The organism is Burkholderia plantarii (genome assembly GCF_001411805.1).
GTDB classification, from domain to species: Bacteria; Pseudomonadota; Gammaproteobacteria; order Burkholderiales; family Burkholderiaceae; genus Burkholderia; species Burkholderia plantarii.
Genome location: NZ_CP007212.1, coordinates 753,511 through 774,344, shown reverse-complemented (window position 1 = coordinate 774,344; position 20,834 = coordinate 753,511). Strand labels below are relative to the sequence as shown.

General features: G+C 69.1%; 20 protein-coding genes, 1 tRNA gene and 1 riboswitch. Of the genes, 16 read left to right on the top strand and 5 right to left on the bottom strand.

Features of this window, described 5'->3' with window-relative positions:
• Nucleotides 1–47 precede the first annotated feature (47 nt).
• Nucleotides 48–148: riboswitch (ZMP/ZTP riboswitch) on the bottom strand.
• A 261-nt stretch (nucleotides 149–409) separates the two neighbouring features.
• The 10 genes from bpln_RS03370 to bpln_RS03325 all read left to right on the top strand — a co-directional run bounded on the left by bpln_RS03370 (nucleotide 410) and on the right by bpln_RS03325 (nucleotide 8,188).
• On the top strand, nucleotides 410–1,156 hold the full coding sequence (locus tag bpln_RS03370; RefSeq protein ID WP_042623973.1) for an SDR family NAD(P)-dependent oxidoreductase: 747 nt from the start codon (nucleotides 410–412) through the stop codon (nucleotides 1,154–1,156).
• A 111-nt stretch (nucleotides 1,157–1,267) separates the two neighbouring features.
• The gene (gene ybgC / locus bpln_RS03365) at nucleotides 1,268–1,747 is read left to right on the top strand and encodes a tol-pal system-associated acyl-CoA thioesterase (protein ID WP_055138080.1); all 480 of its coding nucleotides are present in this window, start codon (nucleotides 1,268–1,270) and stop codon (nucleotides 1,745–1,747) included.
• A gap of 188 nt (nucleotides 1,748–1,935) precedes the next feature.
• On the top strand, nucleotides 1,936–2,613 hold the full coding sequence (gene tolQ / locus bpln_RS03360; protein WP_042623971.1) for a protein TolQ: 678 nt from the start codon (nucleotides 1,936–1,938) through the stop codon (nucleotides 2,611–2,613).
• A 10-nt stretch (nucleotides 2,614–2,623) separates the two neighbouring features.
• Complete coding sequence (gene tolR, locus bpln_RS03355) at nucleotides 2,624–3,073, top strand: protein TolR (protein ID WP_042623970.1); 450 nt, start codon at nucleotides 2,624–2,626, stop codon at nucleotides 3,071–3,073.
• Nucleotides 3,070–4,113 carry a cell envelope integrity protein TolA gene (gene tolA, locus bpln_RS03350; protein ID WP_042623969.1) on the top strand — a complete coding sequence of 348 codons (1,044 nt, stop codon included), beginning with the start codon at nucleotides 3,070–3,072 and terminating at the stop codon, nucleotides 4,111–4,113. The genes tolR and tolA overlap by 4 nt, the downstream gene beginning before the upstream one ends.
• 96 nt (nucleotides 4,114–4,209) lie before the next feature.
• Nucleotides 4,210–5,511 carry a Tol-Pal system beta propeller repeat protein TolB gene (tolB, locus tag bpln_RS03345; RefSeq protein WP_042623968.1) on the top strand — a complete coding sequence of 434 codons (1,302 nt, stop codon included), beginning with the start codon at nucleotides 4,210–4,212 and terminating at the stop codon, nucleotides 5,509–5,511.
• Nucleotides 5,512–5,528: 17 nt separating this feature from the next.
• Nucleotides 5,529–6,044 (top strand): peptidoglycan-associated lipoprotein Pal, encoded by a 516-nt coding sequence (pal, locus tag bpln_RS03340; RefSeq protein WP_042623967.1) that lies wholly within the window; start codon nucleotides 5,529–5,531, stop codon nucleotides 6,042–6,044.
• Nucleotides 6,045–6,063: 19 nt separating this feature from the next.
• A complete protein-coding gene (ybgF, locus tag bpln_RS03335; RefSeq protein WP_042623966.1) occupies nucleotides 6,064–6,813 on the top strand; it encodes a tol-pal system protein YbgF in 750 nt (249 codons plus the stop codon).
• A gap of 82 nt (nucleotides 6,814–6,895) precedes the next feature.
• Nucleotides 6,896–6,971, top strand: a tRNA-Lys gene (locus tag bpln_RS03330).
• Between the two features lie 290 nt (nucleotides 6,972–7,261).
• Entirely contained in the window at nucleotides 7,262–8,188 is a 927-nt protein-coding gene (locus bpln_RS03325; RefSeq protein ID WP_055138079.1) for a LysO family transporter, read from the top strand.
• A 163-nt stretch (nucleotides 8,189–8,351) separates the two neighbouring features.
• Here bpln_RS03325 and bpln_RS03320 read toward each other — a convergent pair whose 3' ends face one another.
• Both bpln_RS03320 and bpln_RS03315 read right to left on the bottom strand, forming a co-directional pair.
• The gene (locus tag bpln_RS03320; protein ID WP_055138078.1) at nucleotides 8,352–9,047 is read right to left on the bottom strand and encodes a glutathione S-transferase family protein; all 696 of its coding nucleotides are present in this window, start codon (nucleotides 9,045–9,047) and stop codon (nucleotides 8,352–8,354) included.
• Nucleotides 9,048–9,052: 5 nt separating this feature from the next.
• A complete protein-coding gene (locus bpln_RS03315) occupies nucleotides 9,053–9,805 on the bottom strand; it encodes an SDR family oxidoreductase (RefSeq protein ID WP_055138077.1) in 753 nt (250 codons plus the stop codon).
• Between the two features lie 157 nt (nucleotides 9,806–9,962).
• Between bpln_RS03315 and bpln_RS03310 the strand changes: the two genes are divergently transcribed.
• A complete protein-coding gene (locus tag bpln_RS03310; protein WP_055138076.1) occupies nucleotides 9,963–10,868 on the top strand; it encodes a LysR family transcriptional regulator in 906 nt (301 codons plus the stop codon).
• 271 nt (nucleotides 10,869–11,139) lie between these two features.
• Here the strand turns inward: bpln_RS03310 and bpln_RS03305 are convergent, their stop codons facing one another.
• Complete coding sequence (locus bpln_RS03305) at nucleotides 11,140–12,300, bottom strand: branched-chain amino acid ABC transporter substrate-binding protein (protein WP_042623962.1); 1,161 nt, start codon at nucleotides 12,298–12,300, stop codon at nucleotides 11,140–11,142.
• A gap of 228 nt (nucleotides 12,301–12,528) precedes the next feature.
• Between bpln_RS03305 and bpln_RS03300 the strand changes: the two genes are divergently transcribed.
• From bpln_RS03300 to bpln_RS03285, 4 genes are all read left to right on the top strand, one after another.
• The gene (locus bpln_RS03300) at nucleotides 12,529–13,617 is read left to right on the top strand and encodes a GlxA family transcriptional regulator (RefSeq protein ID WP_042623961.1); all 1,089 of its coding nucleotides are present in this window, start codon (nucleotides 12,529–12,531) and stop codon (nucleotides 13,615–13,617) included.
• Between the two features lie 173 nt (nucleotides 13,618–13,790).
• Nucleotides 13,791–15,038, top strand: coding sequence for a D-amino acid dehydrogenase (locus bpln_RS03295; protein WP_055138075.1), 1,248 nt, complete (start codon nucleotides 13,791–13,793; stop codon nucleotides 15,036–15,038).
• Nucleotides 15,039–15,086: 48 nt separating this feature from the next.
• The gene (locus bpln_RS03290) at nucleotides 15,087–16,079 is read left to right on the top strand and encodes an asparaginase (RefSeq protein WP_055138074.1); all 993 of its coding nucleotides are present in this window, start codon (nucleotides 15,087–15,089) and stop codon (nucleotides 16,077–16,079) included.
• A 129-nt stretch (nucleotides 16,080–16,208) separates the two neighbouring features.
• Entirely contained in the window at nucleotides 16,209–17,009 is an 801-nt protein-coding gene (locus tag bpln_RS03285; protein ID WP_042623958.1) for an ABC transporter permease, read from the top strand.
• A gap of 88 nt (nucleotides 17,010–17,097) precedes the next feature.
• Here the strand turns inward: bpln_RS03285 and bpln_RS03280 are convergent, their stop codons facing one another.
• Nucleotides 17,098–17,811 (bottom strand): DUF1796 family putative cysteine peptidase, encoded by a 714-nt coding sequence (locus tag bpln_RS03280; RefSeq protein ID WP_042623957.1) that lies wholly within the window; start codon nucleotides 17,809–17,811, stop codon nucleotides 17,098–17,100.
• Nucleotides 17,812–18,455: 644 nt separating this feature from the next.
• On the opposite strand from bpln_RS03280, the gene bpln_RS03275 reads away from it, so the two are divergent.
• A complete protein-coding gene (locus tag bpln_RS03275) occupies nucleotides 18,456–20,078 on the top strand; it encodes a glycosyl hydrolase family 28-related protein (protein ID WP_055138073.1) in 1,623 nt (540 codons plus the stop codon).
• Between the two features lie 91 nt (nucleotides 20,079–20,169).
• Here bpln_RS03275 and bpln_RS03270 read toward each other — a convergent pair whose 3' ends face one another.
• Entirely contained in the window at nucleotides 20,170–20,823 is a 654-nt protein-coding gene (locus tag bpln_RS03270) for a GNAT family N-acetyltransferase (protein ID WP_042623955.1), read from the bottom strand.
• Between the last annotated feature and the right edge of the window lie 11 nt (nucleotides 20,824–20,834).

The following is a 20,834-nucleotide window of genomic DNA, read 5'->3' as shown; positions in this document are numbered from 1 at the left end:
GTTGACGCGAGGCGGGACAGCCACCGGCGATGCACGCAACGGCGCACAACGGCTGCCCAGGCGAACGGCAAAAACGGCACCCTGCGCTTCACGGTGGGACGCTCCACCTTGACCCCGGAGGGTTCTATCGCCAGTCACGCAGGGGGTGATTAGCGCCGTAGTTTATTGGATGCATGGTGAATAGGCAACCGGCCGGGCCGCCCGCCGGCGCAATCGGGGAGCAAACAAAATCAGGCTGGCGGCCCCGTCCAGCGGGGATTTGCACGTTTTCCGCAATGCACCAAGGCAGCCCGAAAACCGCCTGCACGTCGATGCCGGCGTCACGCGGCGTCGCCTTGCCGCAACGCGGCAATGTCAGTAGGCTAACGCGTTCCCCATCGCTTCACCTCACCGACCAGGAGCAGCAGCAATGATCGTGTTCGTCACCGGCGCATCCGCAGGATTCGGCGCCGCCATCGCCAGGGCCTTCGTCAAGGGCGGCCATCGCGTCGTCGCCAGCGCGCGCCGCAAGGATCGTCTCGACGCGCTTGCCGCCGAACTGGGCGAGGCCCTGCTGCCCGTCGAGCTCGACGTGCGCGACCGCGCCGCCGTCGACGCCGTGCTGAAAGGCCTGCCCGCCGGATTCGCCGACATCGACGTGCTCGTCAACAATGCCGGCCTCGCGCTCGGCGTGGAGCCGGCCCAGAAGGCCAGCCTCGACGAGTGGCAGACCATGATCGACACCAACTGCTCGGGCCTCGTCACCGTCACGCACACGCTGCTGCCCGGCATGATCGCGCGCGGCCGCGGTCACATCTTCAACCTCGGCTCGGTTGCCGGCACCTATCCCTACGCGGGCGGCAACGTCTACGGCGCGACCAAGGCATTCGTCCGACAATTCAGCCTGAACCTGCGCACCGACCTGCTCGGTACGCCGCTGCGCGTGACCGACATCGAGCCGGGCCTCTGCGGCGGCACCGAGTTCTCGAACGTGCGCTTCCGCGGCGACGACACCAAGGCCTCGAACGTCTACGCCAACGTCCAGCCGCTCACGGCCGAGGACATCGCCGATACCATCTACTGGATCGCGACGCGCCCCGCCCACGTCAACATCAACACGGTCGAGATGATGCCCGTCGCCCAGGCACCGGCCGGCCTCGCCGTCCACCGCGGCTGAGCCCTTCCGGAAATCGCCCGGAGCCCGCTCCGGTCGGCCTTCGGGCGCCCTCGGGCCAGTCGTCGCACGCGCAACATTCGGTTACCAAACGGCGCGAAAGCTTCCGGTAGAATGCGCGCCATGAATCCGCCCAATCGACCGTCCGGACCGCCCAACACCGCCTTTTCGTTCGACTGGCCGGTTCGCGTGTATTACGAGGACACCGACGCCGGCGGCATCGTCTTCCACGCGAACTATCTGAAGTATTTCGAGCGGGCCCGCACCGAATGGCTGCGAGCATGCGGCCTCGACCAGCACCGGGTAGGCGCCGAAACGGGAGCGATGTTCGTGGTGCGCGATACCGCCGTCGACTACCGCGCCCCGGCCCGGCTCGACGACCTGCTGACGGTCAGGAGCCGGATCGAGCGCTTCGGCCGCGCCTCGCTGGTGTTCGTCCAGGAAGCCTGGCTCGACAGCGTGCTGCTCGCCTCCGGCCGCATCGGCATCGGCTGGGTCCATCGCGAAACCATGCGCCCGACGGGCATTCCGCCGATGGTGCGCACGGCGCTCGAACAGGGTCCGATGCAATGTCTGTCAACGGCCGACACATGAGCGCCGTTTAAACAGAGCCGATGAACTTGCGACCCTGATTCGGGACCAACGAGAACACCGGGCCGGAGCCAGGCTCGGGCCGCCGGCGAGAACGCCGGCCGGCCACCAAGAACCGGATGCCGGACCCGTACCGCGCCATGGCGACAAGGCGCGACGCGACGGCCAAGAAGCACGTTAACCACACACCTATGAACTCTGCACAAGACCTGTCGATCGTTTCTCTCGTCCTCAATGCGAGCGTGCTTGCCCAGGCGGTGATGGGGCTGCTTCTGCTGCTGTCGCTGATGTCCTGGACGTTCATTTTCCGCAAATGGTTCGCGCTGCGCCGCGCGCGCAAGCAGACCGAGCGCTTCGAGCGCGACTTCTGGTCCGGCGGCGACCTGCAGGCGCTGTACCAGAGCGCGGCCAACAACCGCCACACGATCGGCTCGCTCGAGCGGATCTTCGAATCGGGCATGCGCGAGTTTCTGAAAGCCAAGGAAAAGCGCATCTCGGACCCGTCGCTGATCCTCGACGGCGCACGCCGCGCGATGCGCGCCGCGTTCCAGCGCGAGATGGACATGCTCGAGGCGAACCTCGCGTTCCTCGCCTCGGTCGGCTCGGTCAGCCCGTACATCGGCCTGTTCGGCACCGTGTGGGGGATCATGAATTCGTTCCGCGGCCTCGCCAACGTGCAGCAGGCCACGCTCGCCAACGTCGCGCCCGGCATCGCCGAAGCGCTGGTGGCCACCGCGATCGGCCTGTTCGCCGCGATCCCGGCCGTGGTCGCCTACAACCGCTACGCGCACGACATCGATCGCCTCGCGAGCCGCTTCGAGACCTTCGTCGAGGAGTTCTCGAACATCCTGCAACGTCAGGCGCAATAAGGAGCACGCGATGGCCGGCACTCCCCTTCGTTCCAGCATGCGCGGCGGCCGCTCGCGCCGCTCGATGGCCGACATCAACGTCGTGCCCTACATCGACGTAATGCTGGTGCTGCTCGTGATCTTCATGGTGACGGCGCCGCTCGTCGCGCCGTCGATCGTGAACCTGCCCACCGTCGGCAACGCGTCGCCGCAGGAGCAGACGCCGCCCGTGGTCGTCAACATCCAGGCCAGCGGCAAGATGAGCGTGCGCTACAAGAGCGACGCCGGCGCGTCGCAGGAAGACACGATGACGAAGGCCGAGCTCGACGACTTCATCGCGTCGCGGCAGGCCGACCACCCGGACCAGCCGGTCGTGATCGCGGCCGACAAGACCGTCCAGTACGACGCGGTGATGACCGTGATGTCGGATCTGAAAGCGCGCGGCGTGAAGCGCGTGGGCCTCCTCGTCAAATCGCAATGAACCAACGCACCCGGCGCTCCGCTTCCCCGCTGCAGCCGCCTCGCGAGCGCGGCACGGGGCGGGCGTTCGCGCTCGCGGCGCTGATCCACGTGCTGCTCGCGCTGTTCCTCTATCACGGCGTGCAGTGGCAGAACAGCACGCCGGCCGGCGCGGAAGCCGAGCTGTGGAGCGAGGTGCCGGATTCGCCGACGCCGCGCCCCGCTCCGCCGCCACCGCCGGCGCAGGTCGCGCCCGCGCCGCCGCCCGCCCGCGACGACGAAGCCGAGATCGCGCTGCAGCAGAAGCGCCGCCAGCAGCAGGAAGCGGCCGCGCGCGAGGCGCAGCTCGCCGAGCAGCGTCGCGAGCAGGAAAAGGCGCAGCAGGAAGCCGAGGCCAGGCGCGCGGCGCTGGCCGCGCAGCAGCTCGCCCAGCAGCAGGCGGCCGAGAAGCAGCGGCAGGCCGACAAGCTGCGCCAGCAGCAGCTTGCCGACCAGCAGAAGAAGCTCGAACAGCAGAAGCTCGAGCAGCAGCGCAAGCAGGCGCAAGCCCAGGCGCAGGCGGAGGCCGAGAAGAAGGAACAGGCCGAGAAAGCCGCGGCGGCAAAGGCCGAAGCCGCGGCGAAGGCCAAGGCGGAAGCGGCCGCGAAGGCGAAGGCCGACGCGGCGTCCAAGGCGAAGCTCGACAAGGAGCGCCAGGCGCGCCTCGCGCAGCTGCAGGGCCAGGTGGGTGGCGGCCAGGGCGGCGGCGAAGGGCTCGCCAGGAGCGGCACCGGCACCGGCTCGGGCGGCAACGCCGCGTCGCCGGGCTACGCCGACAAGGTGAAGCGCCGCGTCAAGCCGAACATCATCTGGAACGGTGATCGCAGCGGGCTCGAAACGCGCGTGCAGGTACGCTGTTCGCCAAGTGGCGACGTGCTCGGCGTCACGGTGACGCGACCGAGCGGCAACGCCGCCTGGGACGACGCCGTCGTCAACGCCGTGCGGGCCAGCACGCCGTTGCCGCCCGATGTTAACGGAAGCACCCCTTCGAACATTACGATTACGTTCCGGGCCGCCGAGTGACGCGCAATGCGCTTACACTCGCGAGTCGCCGCAAGGAACGAATCGAGTATTGTTGAGTCTCTGTGCGAATGCGCAGCTAATAAGGGAATCGGAAGCATGAGTTTGATGACGAAGCTGGGTTTCAGGTCACTCGTAGCCTCGTGTCTGATTGCGGCGGGCAGCGCCGCGAACGCGCAGGTCAACGTCCTCATCACGGGCGTCGGATCGACGCAGTTCCCGATCGCGACCGCGAATTTCGTCAACGAAGCGGGCTTGCCGCAATCGGTGACGTCCGTGGTGCGCTCGGATCTCGCACGCACCGGCAAGTTCTCGAACGTCGACGCGGGCAGCACGCCGATCCCCGAATCGGCACCGGTCGATTACGGCGCCTGGAAAGCCAAGGGCGCCAACGCGCTGGTGGCCGGCACCGTGAACCGCGACGCGAACGGCCAGGTGAAGGTCGACTTCATGCTGTTCGACACGGTCAAGCAGCAGAGTCTGGGTGGCCTGTCGCTGACGGCGACGGGCGACGTCGAGGGCATGCGCAAGACCGGCCACAAGATCGCCGACTACATCTACCAGAAGCTGCTCGGCGTGCGCGGCGTGTTCAGCACGCGGCTGTCCTACGTGACGCGCTCGGGCGGCAAGTATCGTCTGCTGATTTCCGATTCGGACGGCGAAAACGCGGTGCCGGCACTGACCAGTTCCGAGCCGATCATCTCGCCCGCTTGGTCGCCGAGCGGCACGAAGGTTGCTTACGTATCGTTCGAACTGCGCAAGCCGGTGGTCTACATTCACGACCTGCCGACCGGCCGCCGCTACGTGATTTCAAACCAGAAGGGCAACAACAGCGCACCGGCGTGGTCGCCGGACGGCCAGAATCTGGCCGTCGCGCTGTCGCTGACCGGCAACACGCAAATCTATTCGGTCAGCTCGACGGGCACCGGCCTGCGCCGGCTCACCCAGAGCAGCTCGATCGATACCGAACCGTTTTATTCTCCTGATGGCCGGTGGATCTATTTCACCAGCGATCGTGGTGGTCAACCGCAGATCTACCGGATGCCCGCGCAGGGCGAGAATGCCGGCGCCGCGCAACGCGTGACGTTCAACGGCAGCTACAACACGAGCCCGCGCGTAAGCCCTGACGGCAAGCTGCTCGCGTACATCTCGCGCACCGGTGGCGGCTTCAAGCTGTATGTCCAGGATCTGCAGACCGGCGCCGCCAACGCGGTGACCAACACCACGCATGACGAGTCGCCGAGTTTCGCGGCAAACGGTCAGTACATCCTGTACGCGACCCAAGCCGGTGGCCGCAGCGTTCTTGCTGCCGTTCCCTCGGACGGCAGCTCGCCGCCGCAGATTCTGCCCGTCCAGGGCGGCTCGTTCCGCGAGCCGTCTTGGGGGCCATTCATGCAATGACCAACAGGAGATTCACCATGATGACCAATAAAGCTCGCCTGGCACTCGCCGTAATGATGATCAGCGCGCTGGCCGCGTGTAAGTCGGGCGTCAAGCTCGACGACAAGGCCAACCAGCAAGGCAACGCGATCAGCACGCAGCCGAACCCGAACGACGTCGCGCAAGTGAACGTCGATCCGCTGAACGACCCGAACAGCCCGCTCGCGAAGCGCAGCGTCTACTTCGACTTCGACAGCTATTCGGTGTCGGACCAGTACCAGCCGCTGCTGCAACAGCACTCGCAATACCTGAAGAGCCACCCGGCGCGTCACATCCTGATCCAGGGCAACACCGACGAGCGCGGCACGAGCGAGTACAACCTCGCGCTGGGCCAGAAGCGCGCGGAAGCGGTTCGCCGCGGCCTGTCGCTGCTGGGCGTGCCGGATTCGCAAATGGAAGCCGTGAGTCTGGGCAAGGAAAAGCCGCAAGCGACCGGCCACGACGAAGCCTCGTGGGCGCAGAACCGCCGCGCGGACATCGTCTACCAACAGTAAGTAACGGAAGAACCTCCGCATGACGCACCGCTTCCCTTGGCTGCGTGCAGCCGCTGCGGCCTGCGTTGCCGGTGTCGCGCTCGGCGCGGCGCCGGCGCACGCCGGCATGTTCGATGACGACGAGGCTCGCCGCGCCGTACTCGACCTGCGCACGCGCACCGACAGCTTGACGAACCAGCTCTCCGCCGCGCAACGGACAATCCTCGATCAGTCCGGTCGTCTCGACCAGCTCAACCAGCAGGTCGCGACGCTGCGCGGCCAGAACGAGGATCTGACGAACCGCTTGACGACGCTCGAGCGCCAGCAGCGCGACGCCTACACCGATCTCGATGCGCGGCTCAAGAAGTTCGAGCCCCAGCAGACCACGGTGGACGGCGTCGAGGGCACCGTCCAGCCCGGGGAAACGGATGCGTTCAACGCGGCGTCGCAGCAGTTCCGCGGCGGCGATTTCAAGGGTGCCGCCGCTTCGTTCCGCGCCTTCATCGCCAAGTATCCGCAGAGCCCGTATCAGCCGGTCGCGCAGTACTGGCTCGGCAACGCGCAGTACGCGCTGCGCGACTACAAGGGTTCGACGGCCACCTGGCAGGCGCTCGTGAAGGCCTACCCGCAGCATCCGCGCGCGGGCGACGCGCTGGTGGCGATTGGCACCAACCAGCTCGAGCAGGGGCAGAAGGCGGCAGCCAAGCGCACCTTCGAACAGGTCCTCTCGCAGTTCCAGGGTTCGAGCGCCGCGCAGGCGGCCCAGGCGAAGATCGATTCGATCAAGTGAGCGGCGGGCGGGGCTGTCGGGCGATCGATGCTTGACTATGCTTGACGGGTCCGCGAAACGTTCGCTACAATTTCGCCTCTTTGGGTCGTTAGCTCAGCTGGTAGAGCAGCGGACTTTTAATCCGTTGGTCACAGGTTCGAATCCCGTACGGCCTACCAAAGCATCAAACAGAAAGCCCGGTCGAAAGACCGGGCTTTTTGCTTTTCGAGCGCTTGCGTTGCGCATCGAGGCGCGCGAAGGCGGCACGCGCGTCGCGCTCACGCTGCCGTCGAGGCTGTCGGTGGAGCAGGCGAACAGCGGTCTGCCCGACTGAGTCGGGGCCTGGACGGGCAGGCATGCTCGCGAGGCATCACGGCAACGCGTGCAACAAGCCGGAAACCCGCACCCATCGCCTACACTATCGCCCCGGGCGAACCTCGCCGATCTCCACGCCAACCCTGTCTCTCCCATGCAAGCCCTGCTCACCGCCGTCGTCCCGATCTTCATCGCGCTGCTCGCCGGCATGCTGATCGGCCGCATGCTGCCAGGCGCGCTGCGCGCGTCGCTCACGCGGCTCATCACGCCGCTCGTCTGGCTGCTGCTGGTGTCGATCGGCCACCGCTTCGGCGACGTGCTGAGCCGCGGCGCCGGCGTGCGCGGCGCGGTCGGCCTCGCGCTGCTGTTCGCCGTGCTGACGACGCTGGTGCCGTGGCTGCTGATCGCCGTCGCGAGCCGTCTGCGCCGCCCGCGCGCGCGGCATGCACAAGGCACGGGCGCGCTGAACCTCGCCACGCTGCTCAAGCCGCTGCGCGAATGCGCGATCGCGCTCGGCGCCGTGGCGATCGGCGCGGCCACGAGCCTCGTCGCGCTGCCGGCGTGGCTCGCGCAGCTGCCAATGCCGTCCACCGACCAGCTGCTCTACACGCTGATCGGCTTCGTCGGCATGGACATGCTGGCCGTGCGCCTGAGCCGCGCGAACCTGTCGCCGAAGGTGCTCGCGATCCCGGCCATCGTGATCGCCGGCTCGCTGGCGGGCGGCGCACTGGCCGCGCGGCTCGGCGACCAGCCGCTGCCGGTCGCGCTCGCGCTGTCGAGCGGCTTCGGCTGGTTCTCGCTGTCGGGCGCGCTGGTCGCGAGCCGGCTCGGCGACCTGTACGGCACCGTCGCGCTGCTCACCGACCTGTTCCGCGAACTGCTGGCGGTGGTCCTGCTCTACAGCCTCGGCGCGCGCTTCTCGAGCCCCTGCATCGGCGCGAGCGGCGCCACCGCGCTCGATTCGACGCTGCCGATCATCAAGCAGACCTGCGAGCCGCACGACATTCCGACCGCGATGATCAGCGGCCTGATCCTGTCACTGGCCGCGCCGTTCCTGATTTCGCTGTTCCTGATGCACTGAGCGGGGGGCGGCGCCCGACGCCGACAAGCCGCCTCGGCCATGTGCCTCGCAGGGTCGAGCGCCAGGCGCCATGTCGAGACCGAATCCGCGCAGGCCGGTGCAGCAGGGTACGCGCCGCACTGGGTACCGCTGCCTGCTCTTGATCGATCTCACCCGGCCTCACTCACGTCCTCATCAGCCAGGCGCGCTGCCCATGTAGATGCGCACGCAACCGTTCGCGATAGTCACCACTCACCGCCGCGATCACGCTCGGCCGCGCCGCCAACGCCACGCGCCAGCGCGCGACCTTGCCGAGACCATCGAACAGGTCATCGCTCCACGCGGCGTCGAGGCAATCGAAGTAGCGGAACACCGGCGCGACCATCGCATCGACCATGCCGAACGCCGGCCCGGCGAAGTACGGCCCGTCACCCAGCTCGCTCTCGAAGCGCCGCAGCCTGCCTCGCAACGCATCGCCCTCGACCCGCGCGGCGCGCTCGTCGCCTGCGTTCAGCAAGCGCCACGCATCGCCGAGCATGGCCGACGCGAATTCGATCCAGGCGCGCTGCCCGGCGCGCGCGAACGCGTCGTCGGGATAAAGCCGCGCGCCGATGCCGAGATCCTCGGCGTATTCGCAGATCGCCATGCTCTCGAACAGCACGCCGCCGCGCCCAAGCCGATCGCGCACCTCGAGCAGCGGCACCTTGCCGGTCGGCGAAAGCGCGACGAACCAGTCCGGCCGGTCGTCCAGATCGACATCGACACGCTCGAACACCAGACGCTTCTCGTGCAGCACGATCGCGACGCGCTGCACGAACGGACAGAGCGGATGGCTGATCAGCGTCAGCCGCGGCGCGAGCGCCGCCTGCGTCCCGTTCATCGCGATCAACCGTTCAGCAGGCGGCCGCCGTCGACCACCAGCTCCGCGCCCACGGTCCACCGCGATTCGTCCGAGGCCAGATACAGCACGGCCTTCGCCACCTCCCCGGGCGTGCCGAGGCGGCCGGACGGAATGGTCGCGACGATCTCGCGCTCGACCTGCTCGCGATAGGCCTCGGGGATGCCGAGCTTGTCGTAGAGCGGCGTGTCCACCGGCCCGGGGCTCACGGCGTTGACGCGGATGCCGCGCGCGAGCAGTTCGCCCGACAACGTCTTCGCGAGGCTCAGGAGCGCGGCCTTGGTCGCCGCGTACACCGACGAGCGCGCGGCGCCCGCGTGCGCGTTGATCGAGGTGTTGTGGATCACCGAGGCGGGATTCGCGAACACGGGCAGCAGCGCCTGGATCAGGAAGTACGGCCCCTTCACGTTGATCGCGAACGAGCGGTCGAAGCCAGCCTCGTCCCACTGCTCGACGGCTGCCCAGACCGCCACGCCGGCGTTCAGGAACGCGACGTCGAGCTGGCCGTAATGCTCGGCAACAGTGCGCGCGAGCTGCTGCTGGTCGGCCACGCTGGCCGAATCGGCGCGCAGCACGCGCACCTCCGGGCCGAGTTCGGCGCGCGCGCGCTCGATGCTGTCGGGCTGGTTGCCGGTGACGATCACGCGCGCGCCCTCGGCGAGAAACTGCCGGGCCGTCTCGAGGCCGATACCGCTGGTGCCGCCGGTGATCAGCGTGCGTTTGCCTTGCAAGCGGGACATGGAAATGCTCCTGGTCGGATGAGTGACGGAATGAGGCGACGCCCGACGGGCTGCCCGCCGCGTCGCCTCACCGGAAGCATGAATCTATGACGCTGATCGCATAAGATCCTCGTTTCACATACCATCCATGCTTCGTGAGCATGAATCGAGCCCCGCCATGGACCGCCTGCTATTGATGACCTGCTTCGCGCGCGCGGTGGAGACGGGCAGCTTCTCGGCCGCCGCGCGCGATCTCGGGCTGGGGCAGCCGAACGTGAGCCGCCACGTCGCGGCGCTGGAGACGCATCTGAACGCGCGGCTGCTGCATCGCTCCACGCGCCGGCTGTCGCTGACGCCCGAGGGCGAGCGCTATTACGCGCAGGTGCGGCGCATCCTCGACGCCGTCGATGAGTCGGAGTCGTCGTTCCACGCCGGCGTCGAGCCCCACGGGCTGCTGCGCGTGGCCTGCCCGACCGCGCTGGCCCATGCGTTCGTGCTGCCGAACGTGGCGGCTTTTCTCGCGCGCCATCGCGGCATCGAACTCGACCTGCAGATCGGCGACCGCTACGTGAACCTGATCGACGAAGGCGTCGAGCTGGCGATCCGGATCGGCCATCTGGACGACAGCGCGCTGCGCGCGCGCCGCGTCGGCCGGTTCGAGCGCGGCTGCGTGGCGAGCCGCGCCTATCTCGCGCAACGCGGCGTGCCGGCAACGCCGGCGGCGCTCGGCGATCACGACTGCATCGTCTACACGCTGCTCGCGTCGGGCCATCTCTGGCGCTTTCGCGACGCCGAGGTGGCGGTGTCGGGCCGGCTGCGCGTGAACTCGCCCCAGGCAGTGCGGGAGGCGGTGGAGGCGGGCCTCGGCATCGCCTACGGCCCGCGCTGGCTGTTCGAGGCGGGCCTCGCGGCCGGGCGGCTGCAGTGGCTGCTCGACGAGCACGTGCCGCCGCCCGTGCCGATCCACCTGCTCTATGTCGAGAACCGCCTGCTGCCGCGGCGCGCCATCGCGTTCATGGACTTCTTCAGCGAAGTGTTCGCGGCGGTGCCGGCACTGAACGTCGCCGACACCGCTCGCTCCTGAGTCATCCCCGAGGTTGGGCACTGACATTCGCCCCGTGAAGCTGGCCGCCGACGCCTGCTCCAGACGCTGGCTCCTGAAGCTCGTCGCCGACGCTCGCTCCTGCCTCCCGTCCTCCGAAGCTGGCCGCCGACGCCTGCTCCTGCCTCTTATCCCCCGAGGTTCGCCGCCGACGGCCGCCCCGGAAACACGGCCGGCCGTCCTGCCCGACGTTGCGCGCGCCGCGCCGGATCGACCATGCCGCGCGTCATCGCGGACCCGCGGCATGTCCACCTCACTTCTCGACCACCCCGAGCAGCGTCTGCTTGCCGCCCACGTAGCGATAGAGCGAGATCACGCCGTGCTTCAGGTCGCCGTTCGCGTCGAACTGCGTGTCGCCGAGCACGCCCTGGTAATGCGTGGCCGGCATCGCCGCGAGGATCTTCGCGGGCTCGGTGGACTGCGCGCGCTTCATCGCGTCGACGATGATGCCGACGGCGTCGTAGGCGAACGGCGAGTTGAGCACCGGCGCGTAGCCGAAGCGCGCCTTGTAGCGCTCGACGAACGCGGGGCCGCCGGCCATCTTCAGGAGCGGCGCGCCCGCGATCGAACAGATCACGTCGTCGGCCGCCTCGCCGGCGAGCTTGGCGAGATCGTCGGCGCACAGCCCGTCGCCCGCGAGTACCTTGGCCGTCATGCCGAGCTGGCGCGCCTGCCGGGCGAACGGGCCGCCGGTGCCGTCGAGGCCGCCGTACATGATGACGTCGGGCTGCTCGCCCTTGATCCGGGTGAGGATCGCGCGGAAATCGACGGCCTTGTCGTTGCTCGCGTCGTGCGACAGCACGCGAATGCCGTCGGCGCGCGCGCGTTTCTCGAACTCGACGGCGAGCCCCTGCCCGTAGGCGGTCGAATCGTCGACGATCGCCACCGACTTCACGTGCAGCGTCTTCGCGGCGTAGTCGGCCAGCGTCGGTCCCTGCTGCGCGTCGGTGGCGACCACGCGGTAGGTCGTGGCGAAGCCCTGCCGCGTATAGGCGGGGTTGGTGGCCGACGGCGAGACCTGCACGAGCCCGGCGTCGTGGTAGATCCGCGAGGCCGGAATCGTGGTGCCCGACTGCATGTGGCCGACCACGGCGACCACCTTGTCGTCCACCAGCTTCTGCGCGATCTGGGTGGCCTGCCGCGGGTCGCCGGCGTCGTCCTGCGCGTCGAACACGAGCGTGATCTTCCTGCCGCCGATCACGAGCCCGGCGCGGTTGATCTCCTCGATCGCGAGCCGCGCGCCGTTTTCCGTGTCCTTGCCGAGATACGAGGCCGGCCCGGTGACCGGCGCGGCCTCGCCGATCCTGACCATCTCGCCGGCCTCGTCCGCTTGGGCCGCGCTGCCGGCAAGGGCCGCCGCCATCAGCACGGCGGCCGCGCGAACGCGGCGCCCCGAATCGTTGTTGTTGCTCATGCTTCACCCGCCTCCGTGATTTCGATGAACCGGGCCGCATGCACGCATGCGCCCGGCGTTGCCGCGCGCCGCCGGCGGCGCGTGGTGATGGGTCGACGGAATCGAATGTAGGCAGTCACAAAATGACGGCATTGAACCGTTCTGCCCGGAAATAGAACAAATGCGCCACGCGCGGGCCGGCGCCGGCGGCCCGGCTACAATCGGAACCACCGTCCACCGCGCCTGCCCATGCCTGCCACCGACGACGCGCCGCGCGCTCCCGCCTCCGCTTCCAACGCCGCCGCCGTGCCGATCGTCACGGCGCTCGACGCGCGTCCGCGCTCGCCGCAGGCGCGCCCGAGCCGGTCGGCGGGCGCCGAGCTGAGCGTGGCGATCGTGTTGTGGCCGCGCTTTCCGATGCTGTCGCTGGCGGGTCTCTGCGATGCGCTGCGCCACGCCGCCGACCGCAGCGACCAGAGCCGCCAGCTGCGCTGCCTCTGGACCATCGCCGGGGTGGCGGGCGAGGCGGTCGAGGCCAGTTGCGGAATCCCGGTGACGGTACAGAGCGCGTTTCCCGATCCGGCGCAGTTCGACTACGTGATCGTGATCGGCGGGCTGCTGCCGCATCTGGAGCAGGTGGACGCGCGCTACTGGGACTACCTGCGCCGCGCGGCCGAGGCCGGCACGCCGCTCGTCGGCCTCTGCACCGGCAGCTTCGTGCTCGCGCGCGCGGGCCTGATGGAGGCGCGCGTGGCTTGCGTCCACAGCTTCCACGTGGAGGACTACCGGCGGCTGTTCCCTGCACTGCGGCTCGTCACGCACACCGATTACCTGATCGACGGCGACCGCATCACCTGCGCCGGCGGCATCTCGGTGATCGAGCTGGCGACGCGGCTGATCAGCCTGCACTGCGGCCCCGACCGCGCCTCCAAGGTGATCCACCAGATGACGGTGAGCCGACAGAGCGGCGCCTCGTTCGTCGAGCGGCGCGCGGCGCTCGGCTACCTGTCGGTGGACGACGCGACGGTGCGGCACGCGGTGCTGCTGATGGAGGAAAACCTGGAGGCGCCGCTGACGGTGGCGGTGATCGCGCGCATGACCGGCACCAGCGTGCGCCATCTCGAACGCGCGTTCGCCGCCGAGATGAACACCTCGCCGAACGCGTTCTACCGGCGCATGCGGCTGCGCTACGCGCGCTGGATGCTCGTCAACACCACGCGCCGCATCACCGACGTCGCCTACGAATGCGGCTTCGCCGACGCCGCGCATTTCATCCGCGCGTTCCGCGAAGCCTACGGCGTGACGCCGGGCAAGCTGCGCGGCGCGGCCGGCGGCTGAAGGGCGGCCCGGCGCCCGCCATACCGGGCCACACCGGGCCGGGCCTGACGCAATTCTTCTATTTTTCGGCCGCGCGATGCAATGCGCGACGCGCGGCACGGCCGTACAGTGGACCGATCTCGAAGCGCCCGGGCGGGCGCCTCGCAACCCATACACGGAGGCGTGGAAACGGCATGCGTATCCTGATCGTCGGGGCCGGCGTGATCGGCCTGTCGAGCGCGTACTACCTGCAACGCGCCGGTCACGAGGTGACCGTGCTCGAACGGCACCCGGCGGTGGCGCGCGAGACCAGCTTCGGCAACGGCGGCCAGCTGTCGTACAGCTACGTCGCGCCGCTCGCCGATCCGGGCGTGATCTCGAAGCTGCCCGGCTGGCTGCTGCGCCGCGACTCGCCGGTGCGGTTCCGGCCGACGCTGAACCCGGCCCAGTGGCGCTGGTGCTTCGCGTTCCTCGCGGCCTGCACGCGCTCGCGCAGCGCGCTGACCACGCGCCAGCTGCTGTCGCTGTCGTTCCTGAGCCGCACGCTGCTGCACGAGATGATCGCCGCCGAGCCGTCGCTCGATTTCGACTTCGTGCGCTCGGGCAAGCTCGTGCTGCACCGCGATCCCGGCGCGATGCAGCAGGCGGTCGCGCAGCTCGAACTGCAGCGCGCGCTCGGCTGCGAGCAGCGCGCGCTCGACGCGGCCGCCTGCGTCGCGCTGGAGCCGTCGCTCGCGCCGCATCGCGACCAGTTCGCCGGCGGCATCCATACGCCGAGCGAGGACACCGCCGACTGCCACCGCTTCTGCACCGGCCTCGCGGCGCTGCTGCGCGCGCGCGGCGTGACGATCACGACCGGCGTCGCGCTCGACGGCCTGCGCGTGGCCGGTGACGCGCGTGACGCACGCGTGGTCGCGCTGCGCGACGGCTCGCCGATCGACGCCGACCAGATCGTGATCGCGGCGGGCGCGAGCGCCGCGCCGCTGCTCGCGCCGCTCGGCATCCGCCCGCCGATCTGGCCGCTGAAAGGCTACAGCCTGACCTACGCGCTGCCCACCGGCGCGCCGGCGCCGCGCGCGAGCCTGACCGATTTCGCGCGCAAGGTCGTCTACGCGCGGCTCGGCGGGCGGCTGCGCGTGGCCGGGATCGCGGACCTCGACGCCTCGCCCGAACCGGACCCGGCGCGCCTCGCCACGCTGCACGCGCAGGCCCGCGCGCTGTTCCCCGAACTCACCGCGGGCGAGCCGCTCGCCTGGACCGGCCAGCGCCCCGCCACGCCCACCGGCGTGCCGACCATCGGCCCCACGCGCTACCGCAACCTCTGGCTCAACCTCGGCCACGGCGCGCTCGGCTTCACGCTCGCGGCCGGCTCGGCCGCGCTGCTGGCCGACTGGCTCGCCGGCGGCACCGGCCACCCGCTGCGCGAGACGTTCTCGCACTGATCCCGCCGCTCGCCGCGCGCGGGCCTCCGCTCCCTGATTCGGACCACGATGCCAACCAGACCGACCCTCGCCGTGATCGGCACCGGCGGCACCATCGCCGGGCATGGCGCCAGCGCCACGCATACCGCGTCCTATGCCTGCTCCGTGCATGGCATCGACACGCTGCTCGATCAGCTGCCGCAGGCGGCCGGCATCGCGCGACTGCGCGCCGAACAGCTGCTGCAGACCGGCTCGGAGAACTTCGGCAACGCCGAACTCGTGGCGATCGCGGCGCGCGTCGCCGAGCGGCTCGCCGACGACGCGATCGACGGCGTGGTGCTCACGCACGGCACCGACACGATCGAGGAGACCGCCTATTTCCTGCACCTGACGCTCAAGAGCGCGAAGCCGGTGGTGGTGGTCGGCGCGCTGCGCCCGCCCTCGGCGCTCAGCTCCGACGCGGCGCTGAACCTGCACGCGGCGATCGCGGTGGCGGCGCACCCGGCCTCGCGCGGGCTCGGCACGCTGGTGGTGGCCAACGACGAGATCCACACCGCGCGCGACGTGGTCAAGCAGCACAGCTACAAGCTCGAGGCGTTTCGCTCGCCGTATGGGCCGCTCGGGCTGATGGTGGACGGTGCGCCGCGCTACTACCGGCGCCCGCTGCGGCCGCATACGCTCGACACGCCGTGGTCGGCCGCGGCGCTGCCCGCGCTGCCGCGCGTGGATCTCGTCCACGCCTACGGCGAACTCGATCCCGCCTGGCTCGAGGCCGCCGCCGCGGGCGCGCGCGGGCTGGTGTTCGCCGGCACCGGCAACGGCAACGTCGCCGCGCGGCTGGTGGACGGCCTGCGCGCGGCGGCACGGCGCGGCACACAGGTCGTGCGGGCCTCGCGCACCGGCAACGGCGTGGTCACGCGCAACGGCGCGCAGCCCGACGACGCCTACGGCTGGCTCACGGTGGACGACCAGATCCCCCAGAAGGCCCGCATCCTGCTGATGCTGGGGCTCACGCTGAGCGAGGACCGCGGTGCGTTGCAGCGGCTGTTCGATCGCTATTGAGGGCGCGGCGCCCGCCACGGCGGCCGCGACTGACCAACGGAACCGGCACCCGGCCGATGCCCGCATCCGCACGCGGACTGTCAAGACGGGCTGATACAATGCCCGCAGTCACGCCATCCCCAGATCCAGATGCTCAGCGCCAAACACAACACGTCGTTGCCGCGGTCGTTCCAGATTCAATGCCGGGTCGTCGCCGCCCTGCTGATGCGCGAAATCATCACGCGCTACGGACGCCACAACGTCGGCTTCCTGTGGATTTTCTTCGAGCCGATGTCGTTCACGCTCGGCGTCACGGCACTGTGGAACGTCGCGAAGTTCAATCACGGCTCGAACCTGTCGATCACCACGTTCGCCGTGACCGGCTATTCCACGATCCTGCTGTGGCGCAACACGGCCAACCGCTGCGCGCTGGCGATCCTGCCGAACCACAGCCTGCTCTATCACCGCAACGTGCGCGTGATCGACCTGTTCATCTCGCGCGCGCTGCTGGAAGTGTCGGGCGCGACCATGTCGTTCCTGTTCCTGTCGATCCTGTTCATCGCGGTCGGCCTGATGGAGCCGCCCAAGGACATCGCGCTGATCCTCGCCGGCTGGCTCTATCTGGCAATCATCGCGATCGGCCTCGGCTTCATCATCGGGTCGCTCAGCGAGTTGAGCGAGACCTACGACCGGATGTGGCACACCATCGCCTACCTGCTGTTCCCGCTGTCGGGCGCCGCGTTCATGGTCGAATGGCTGCCCACCACGGCGCAGAAGGTGGTGCTGTGGCTGCCGATGGTCCATGCCTGCGAGATGATCCGCTACGGCTACTTCGGCGCGCTCGTCAAGCCGCACTACAGCGTCGAGTACATGGTGGTGGCCGACCTGGTGATGCTGTTCACCGGGCTCGTGATGGTGCGCTACGTCAGCGCCCGCGTCGAACCCGAATGAAGCGCGGGCACAATCCGTCGCCCCAATGAAGAACCGCCCCGAGGGGCGGTTTTTTTATCGACGAAGCCGGCGGGGCCGCCGGTTCCGGCTACGCGGCGTGTTCCGACCGGACCGCGTGTTCCGGCTCGACCGGCTTGGCCGGTGCCCCGCTCCAGCGAATGTTGTGATACTCGAACATCTCGGTCCAGCCCTGGTTGCTGCCGAACCAGGTCTGCGAGTCGTAGTTGTTCACGACCGAGGTGTAGACGCCGGGGAACGGATTGCCGTCGAGGCCGGCATGGTTGTTGTAGTCGTTCAGCAGCAGCAGGTTGACCTCGGCATTGGGCAGCATCGCGCGCGCCGCGTCCATGAAGCGATGCAGCAGGGCCTCGTCGAACATGGTGGTGTGCGGATAGTGCTGCACCCAGCCGTGCGCGAAGCGCACGAACAGCACCTTGCCCGTCACGTTCAAGAGACGCGTCATCAGGTACGAGAACTTGCTGTTGTTGGCCGCGCACTTGGTGCGCACCAGGTACGGCGAATACTTGCCGTTGATTTTCGCTTCGTCGAAATCGTGATAGTGCATCAGGCCGTAGTGGCTGCACATGACGGCCGGGCCGGAAGGCTCCTCGACCACCCTCATGTTTTCCTCCTGGAAAATATGAGCGAAGCCACTTTCGAACAGCCGGACCAGCGCAATGGTCGGCGTCACCCACCAGTCGAGCGGATAGGCCTTGTCCACGCCGAAATGCCGACGGATCTGATATGCCGTCTGGCAATGCCCCCCCAGGCTGATGAGATGGTCGAATTCCTGATTGATCATGTTACGGTCTCGAATGGATCCAAAGGAGCCCGCCCCCGGGGCCCGTTCGCGCGACATTATCACAGTTCCCCAGCACGGGATAGGCAGGGAAAAACACCCGGCGCGAACCGCTTCGACCCCGCCGGCCATGGCTCTGCGGGCCTTCGGGGCAGCCCCGGCCGGGCGCCGCAAACCGGGCAAAAACCGCACCGATCGTTTCGACTCACGAAACATTCCCGCTTTCAAAATGAGGATGCGATATGCGCGAAAATCACCCCGCGCGGCCGGATATCCGCTCGACACTGGCGTCATGACAATGACCGGGCCATGACCCGCCGCCACCGGCAAGGATTTTCGGCAACGACCCGACTTATCGCTTCGCCTGCCATTGCGCGGTGTCGTGAATTGCGCGCCCGCGCCGTCGTCGCGTTACGCCTTGCTCCCCTCCGTATCAAGGTCCGTGCCTCGCCGTCGATGACAACGCCGCGCCACACGGCGGCCCCATCATGGTGCCGATGCAGCCCGCGCGCCGGCCGGCGGGAACGCCATGACGCCCGCGCTGTCGCATCATCGCCGGCGCCTTGGTCGACGCCAGACGCCAGACGGCGGCATCCGGCCGATCGCCCCGCCGCGACCGGCTCCCGCTCCTCCTGCTCCGAGACCCGATGACTCCTCGCCTGATCACCAAGCTTCGCCTTCTCGCGTTCGGCTTCTGGCTCGCCGGCGCGCTGTCGTCCGGCGCGCGCGCCGATACCGCCAGCGCCGCCGCATCGGCACAGCAGCAGCTCGGCCGGCTCCAGTACCACGCCAGCGCCCCCGGCACGGTCGCGCGCCCGCTCGCGGACAAGCTGCGCGACGTGCTGAACTTCCGCGACTTCGGCGGCAAGTGCGACGGCACCAGCAACGACGACCGCGCGATGGACAACGCGCTCTCGCACCTCGCCAGCGGCACCTCGCTGGTGTTCCCGGCCGGCACCTGCGTGTTCACCACGCCCAAGACGCTGCCGCTGGTGCAGAACGTGTCGATCCGCGGCGCCGGCGCGCGCCAGACGGTCCTGCTCTATACGGGCAAGGACACGCGCTCGGACCTCTGGACCGTCGGCGACGGCAAGACCTCGATGACGGGCTGGTCGATCTCGGGGCTGCGCTTCGACTCCACCACCACGATGAGCGCGGGCGCCGCGCTGCATCTGCGCCGCATGCAGAACGGCAACGAGCTGGCCGACCTCGACGCGGGCGTGTTCACGCAGTCCTCGCGCAAGCTGTTCAACGGCATCTGGCTCGACGACGTCAACGTCTTCAAGTACTCGGGCTTCAACCTGCAGGTGCAGAACGAGGCGTTGATGCTGAACGGCGCACCGGGCAGCGACCAGGGCTCCGACGTCTATCTCGACAACGGCGCGATCACGTTCTCGAAGATCGCCTACCACGTGGGCGGCGGCCAGGGCGGCGTCTATTTTGGCAAGGTGCTGGCGTTCGGCAACGGCGTCAATTACCAGATCGACACGCGGCTCGTCGCGCGCCGCAACCGCGAGATATTCTTCAGCGACCAGAGCATCTCGGACGGCGCCACCGACTACGGCGTCTGGATCAACGACGCGCTCACCTCGAACGCGCCGATCGTGATGAACGGCGCGTTCGCGTCGGCCGGCCAGCTCCAGCCGGGCGGCAAGGGCATCGAGATCTACGTCGAGAAATGGCCGGCGGGCCGCATCACGATGGGGCCGGGGCAGCTCTACAACGCGACGCGCGACGGCATGCGCGTGGACGATCCCACCACCATCATCAGCATCGACGCGGGGCGCCACATCTTCCACAACGGCGGCTACGGCGTGAACGCGACGGTGCCGACCTCGAACCTCCACAGCCTGTCGCAATACATGGCGCAGAACCGGCTCGGCGACTACTCGCCGAACGTGCAGCTCGCGCCGTTCGAGGTCCACGCGGCGATGGCGGCCACCACCATCACCAACAGCCGCCAGACCATCGACAAGGCCTACCTGTTCAACGTGCCGGCCGACCACGGCAAGGTGGAGATCCCGGCCGGCACCCAGACGCTGCTGCTCGATCCGGCCGCGCCGCTCGATGAACTGGCGATCACGCTGCCGGCCTGCAACGCCGGCTACGACGGCTCGCTGGTGCGCTTCTCGTCCACGCGCCGGATCGCGCGGCTCGCGCTGCGGGCGGCGGGCGGCTCGGTGGCCGCGCCGCCCGCCGCGCTGGCGGCCGGCGCGGGCCACCAGTACCTGTGCCGCGGCGAGAACACGACCTGGTACCCGCTGTATTGAGGATCGACCTGCCGCCGCCCGCGCGACGCGAACGCGCGGGCGGCGGTGGCCTGGAACGGGAGCAAGAAAAGAAAGGAGCAGGCGGATCGGATCAGGCGCCGCGCTGCCAGCGCATCCGCGTCGACACGAGTTCGCGCGGCAGCTTCGGCGCGGGCGGCTTCGCGCGCGCCAGCTCGACGAAGCCGAGCCGCCGGTACAACGCGGCCGCGCGCGTGTTGCTGAGCAGCACGTCGAGCACCACCTCGCGCCCGTCGTCGGTCGCGATCACGCCGTGGCGGCAGGCGTCCTCGAACAGCGCCGTGAACACCCCGGTGCCGCGCCAGCGCGCGTCGATCGCGCAGTGCGCGACGTGCGTCTGCGAGCGCTTCGGCGCCGGCAGCTCGCCTTCGAGCACGAGCCCGCGCAGCAGGCTCGCCACCGTGTGGCGCAGCCCGAAGCGGCGCAGCAGCAGCCAGGCCACGTGCGGATCGTCGAGCGCGATCACGCGCCCGTCGTGCGCGGCCAGCACGCCGGCCACGCTGCCGTCGGGCGCCACCGCCACGCGATGCCGGCGCCACGAGAAACGGCCGTGCCGCGACGCGAACGCGCCGGCGAGGAACCCCACCATCGCCTCGTCCGGCACGCCGAGAAAGAAGCCGAACTCGCGCACGCCGGAGGCCAGGATCAGCGGCGCGCAGGCCCGCGCGTCGTCGGGCCGGGCCGCGCGAAAGGTCCAGCCGGCCAGCAAGGCGTCGGGCGCGGACACGGCGGGCCGCC

What these genes read in the sequence shown, in the direction of transcription:
- bpln_RS03290 (WP_055138074.1), top strand. Translation starts at nt 15,087, where the DNA reads ATGCCAACCAGACCGACCCTCGCCGTGATCGGCACCGGCGGCACCATC.
- tolA (WP_042623969.1), top strand. Translation starts at nt 3,070, where the DNA reads ATGAACCAACGCACCCGGCGCTCCGCTTCCCCGCTGCAGCCGCCTCGC.
- bpln_RS03310 (WP_055138076.1), top strand. Translation starts at nt 9,963, where the DNA reads ATGGACCGCCTGCTATTGATGACCTGCTTCGCGCGCGCGGTGGAGACG.
- ybgF (WP_042623966.1), top strand. Translation starts at nt 6,064, where the DNA reads ATGACGCACCGCTTCCCTTGGCTGCGTGCAGCCGCTGCGGCCTGCGTT.
- bpln_RS03320 (WP_055138078.1), bottom strand. Translation starts at nt 9,047, where the DNA reads ATGAACGGGACGCAGGCGGCGCTCGCGCCGCGGCTGACGCTGATCAGC.
- bpln_RS03315 (WP_055138077.1), bottom strand. Translation starts at nt 9,805, where the DNA reads ATGTCCCGCTTGCAAGGCAAACGCACGCTGATCACCGGCGGCACCAGC.
- pal (WP_042623967.1), top strand. Translation starts at nt 5,529, where the DNA reads ATGATGACCAATAAAGCTCGCCTGGCACTCGCCGTAATGATGATCAGC.
- ybgC (WP_055138080.1), top strand. Translation starts at nt 1,268, where the DNA reads ATGCGCGCCATGAATCCGCCCAATCGACCGTCCGGACCGCCCAACACC.
- tolR (WP_042623970.1), top strand. Translation starts at nt 2,624, where the DNA reads ATGGCCGGCACTCCCCTTCGTTCCAGCATGCGCGGCGGCCGCTCGCGC.
- tolQ (WP_042623971.1), top strand. Translation starts at nt 1,936, where the DNA reads ATGAACTCTGCACAAGACCTGTCGATCGTTTCTCTCGTCCTCAATGCG.
- bpln_RS03280 (WP_042623957.1), bottom strand. Translation starts at nt 17,811, where the DNA reads ATGATCAATCAGGAATTCGACCATCTCATCAGCCTGGGGGGGCATTGC.
- bpln_RS03370 (WP_042623973.1), top strand. Translation starts at nt 410, where the DNA reads ATGATCGTGTTCGTCACCGGCGCATCCGCAGGATTCGGCGCCGCCATC.
- bpln_RS03325 (WP_055138079.1), top strand. Translation starts at nt 7,262, where the DNA reads ATGCAAGCCCTGCTCACCGCCGTCGTCCCGATCTTCATCGCGCTGCTC.
- bpln_RS03305 (WP_042623962.1), bottom strand. Translation starts at nt 12,300, where the DNA reads ATGAGCAACAACAACGATTCGGGGCGCCGCGTTCGCGCGGCCGCCGTG.
- bpln_RS03300 (WP_042623961.1), top strand. Translation starts at nt 12,529, where the DNA reads ATGCCTGCCACCGACGACGCGCCGCGCGCTCCCGCCTCCGCTTCCAAC.
- bpln_RS03295 (WP_055138075.1), top strand. Translation starts at nt 13,791, where the DNA reads ATGCGTATCCTGATCGTCGGGGCCGGCGTGATCGGCCTGTCGAGCGCG.
- tolB (WP_042623968.1), top strand. Translation starts at nt 4,210, where the DNA reads ATGAGTTTGATGACGAAGCTGGGTTTCAGGTCACTCGTAGCCTCGTGT.
- bpln_RS03275 (WP_055138073.1), top strand. Translation starts at nt 18,456, where the DNA reads ATGACTCCTCGCCTGATCACCAAGCTTCGCCTTCTCGCGTTCGGCTTC.
- bpln_RS03285 (WP_042623958.1), top strand. Translation starts at nt 16,209, where the DNA reads ATGCTCAGCGCCAAACACAACACGTCGTTGCCGCGGTCGTTCCAGATT.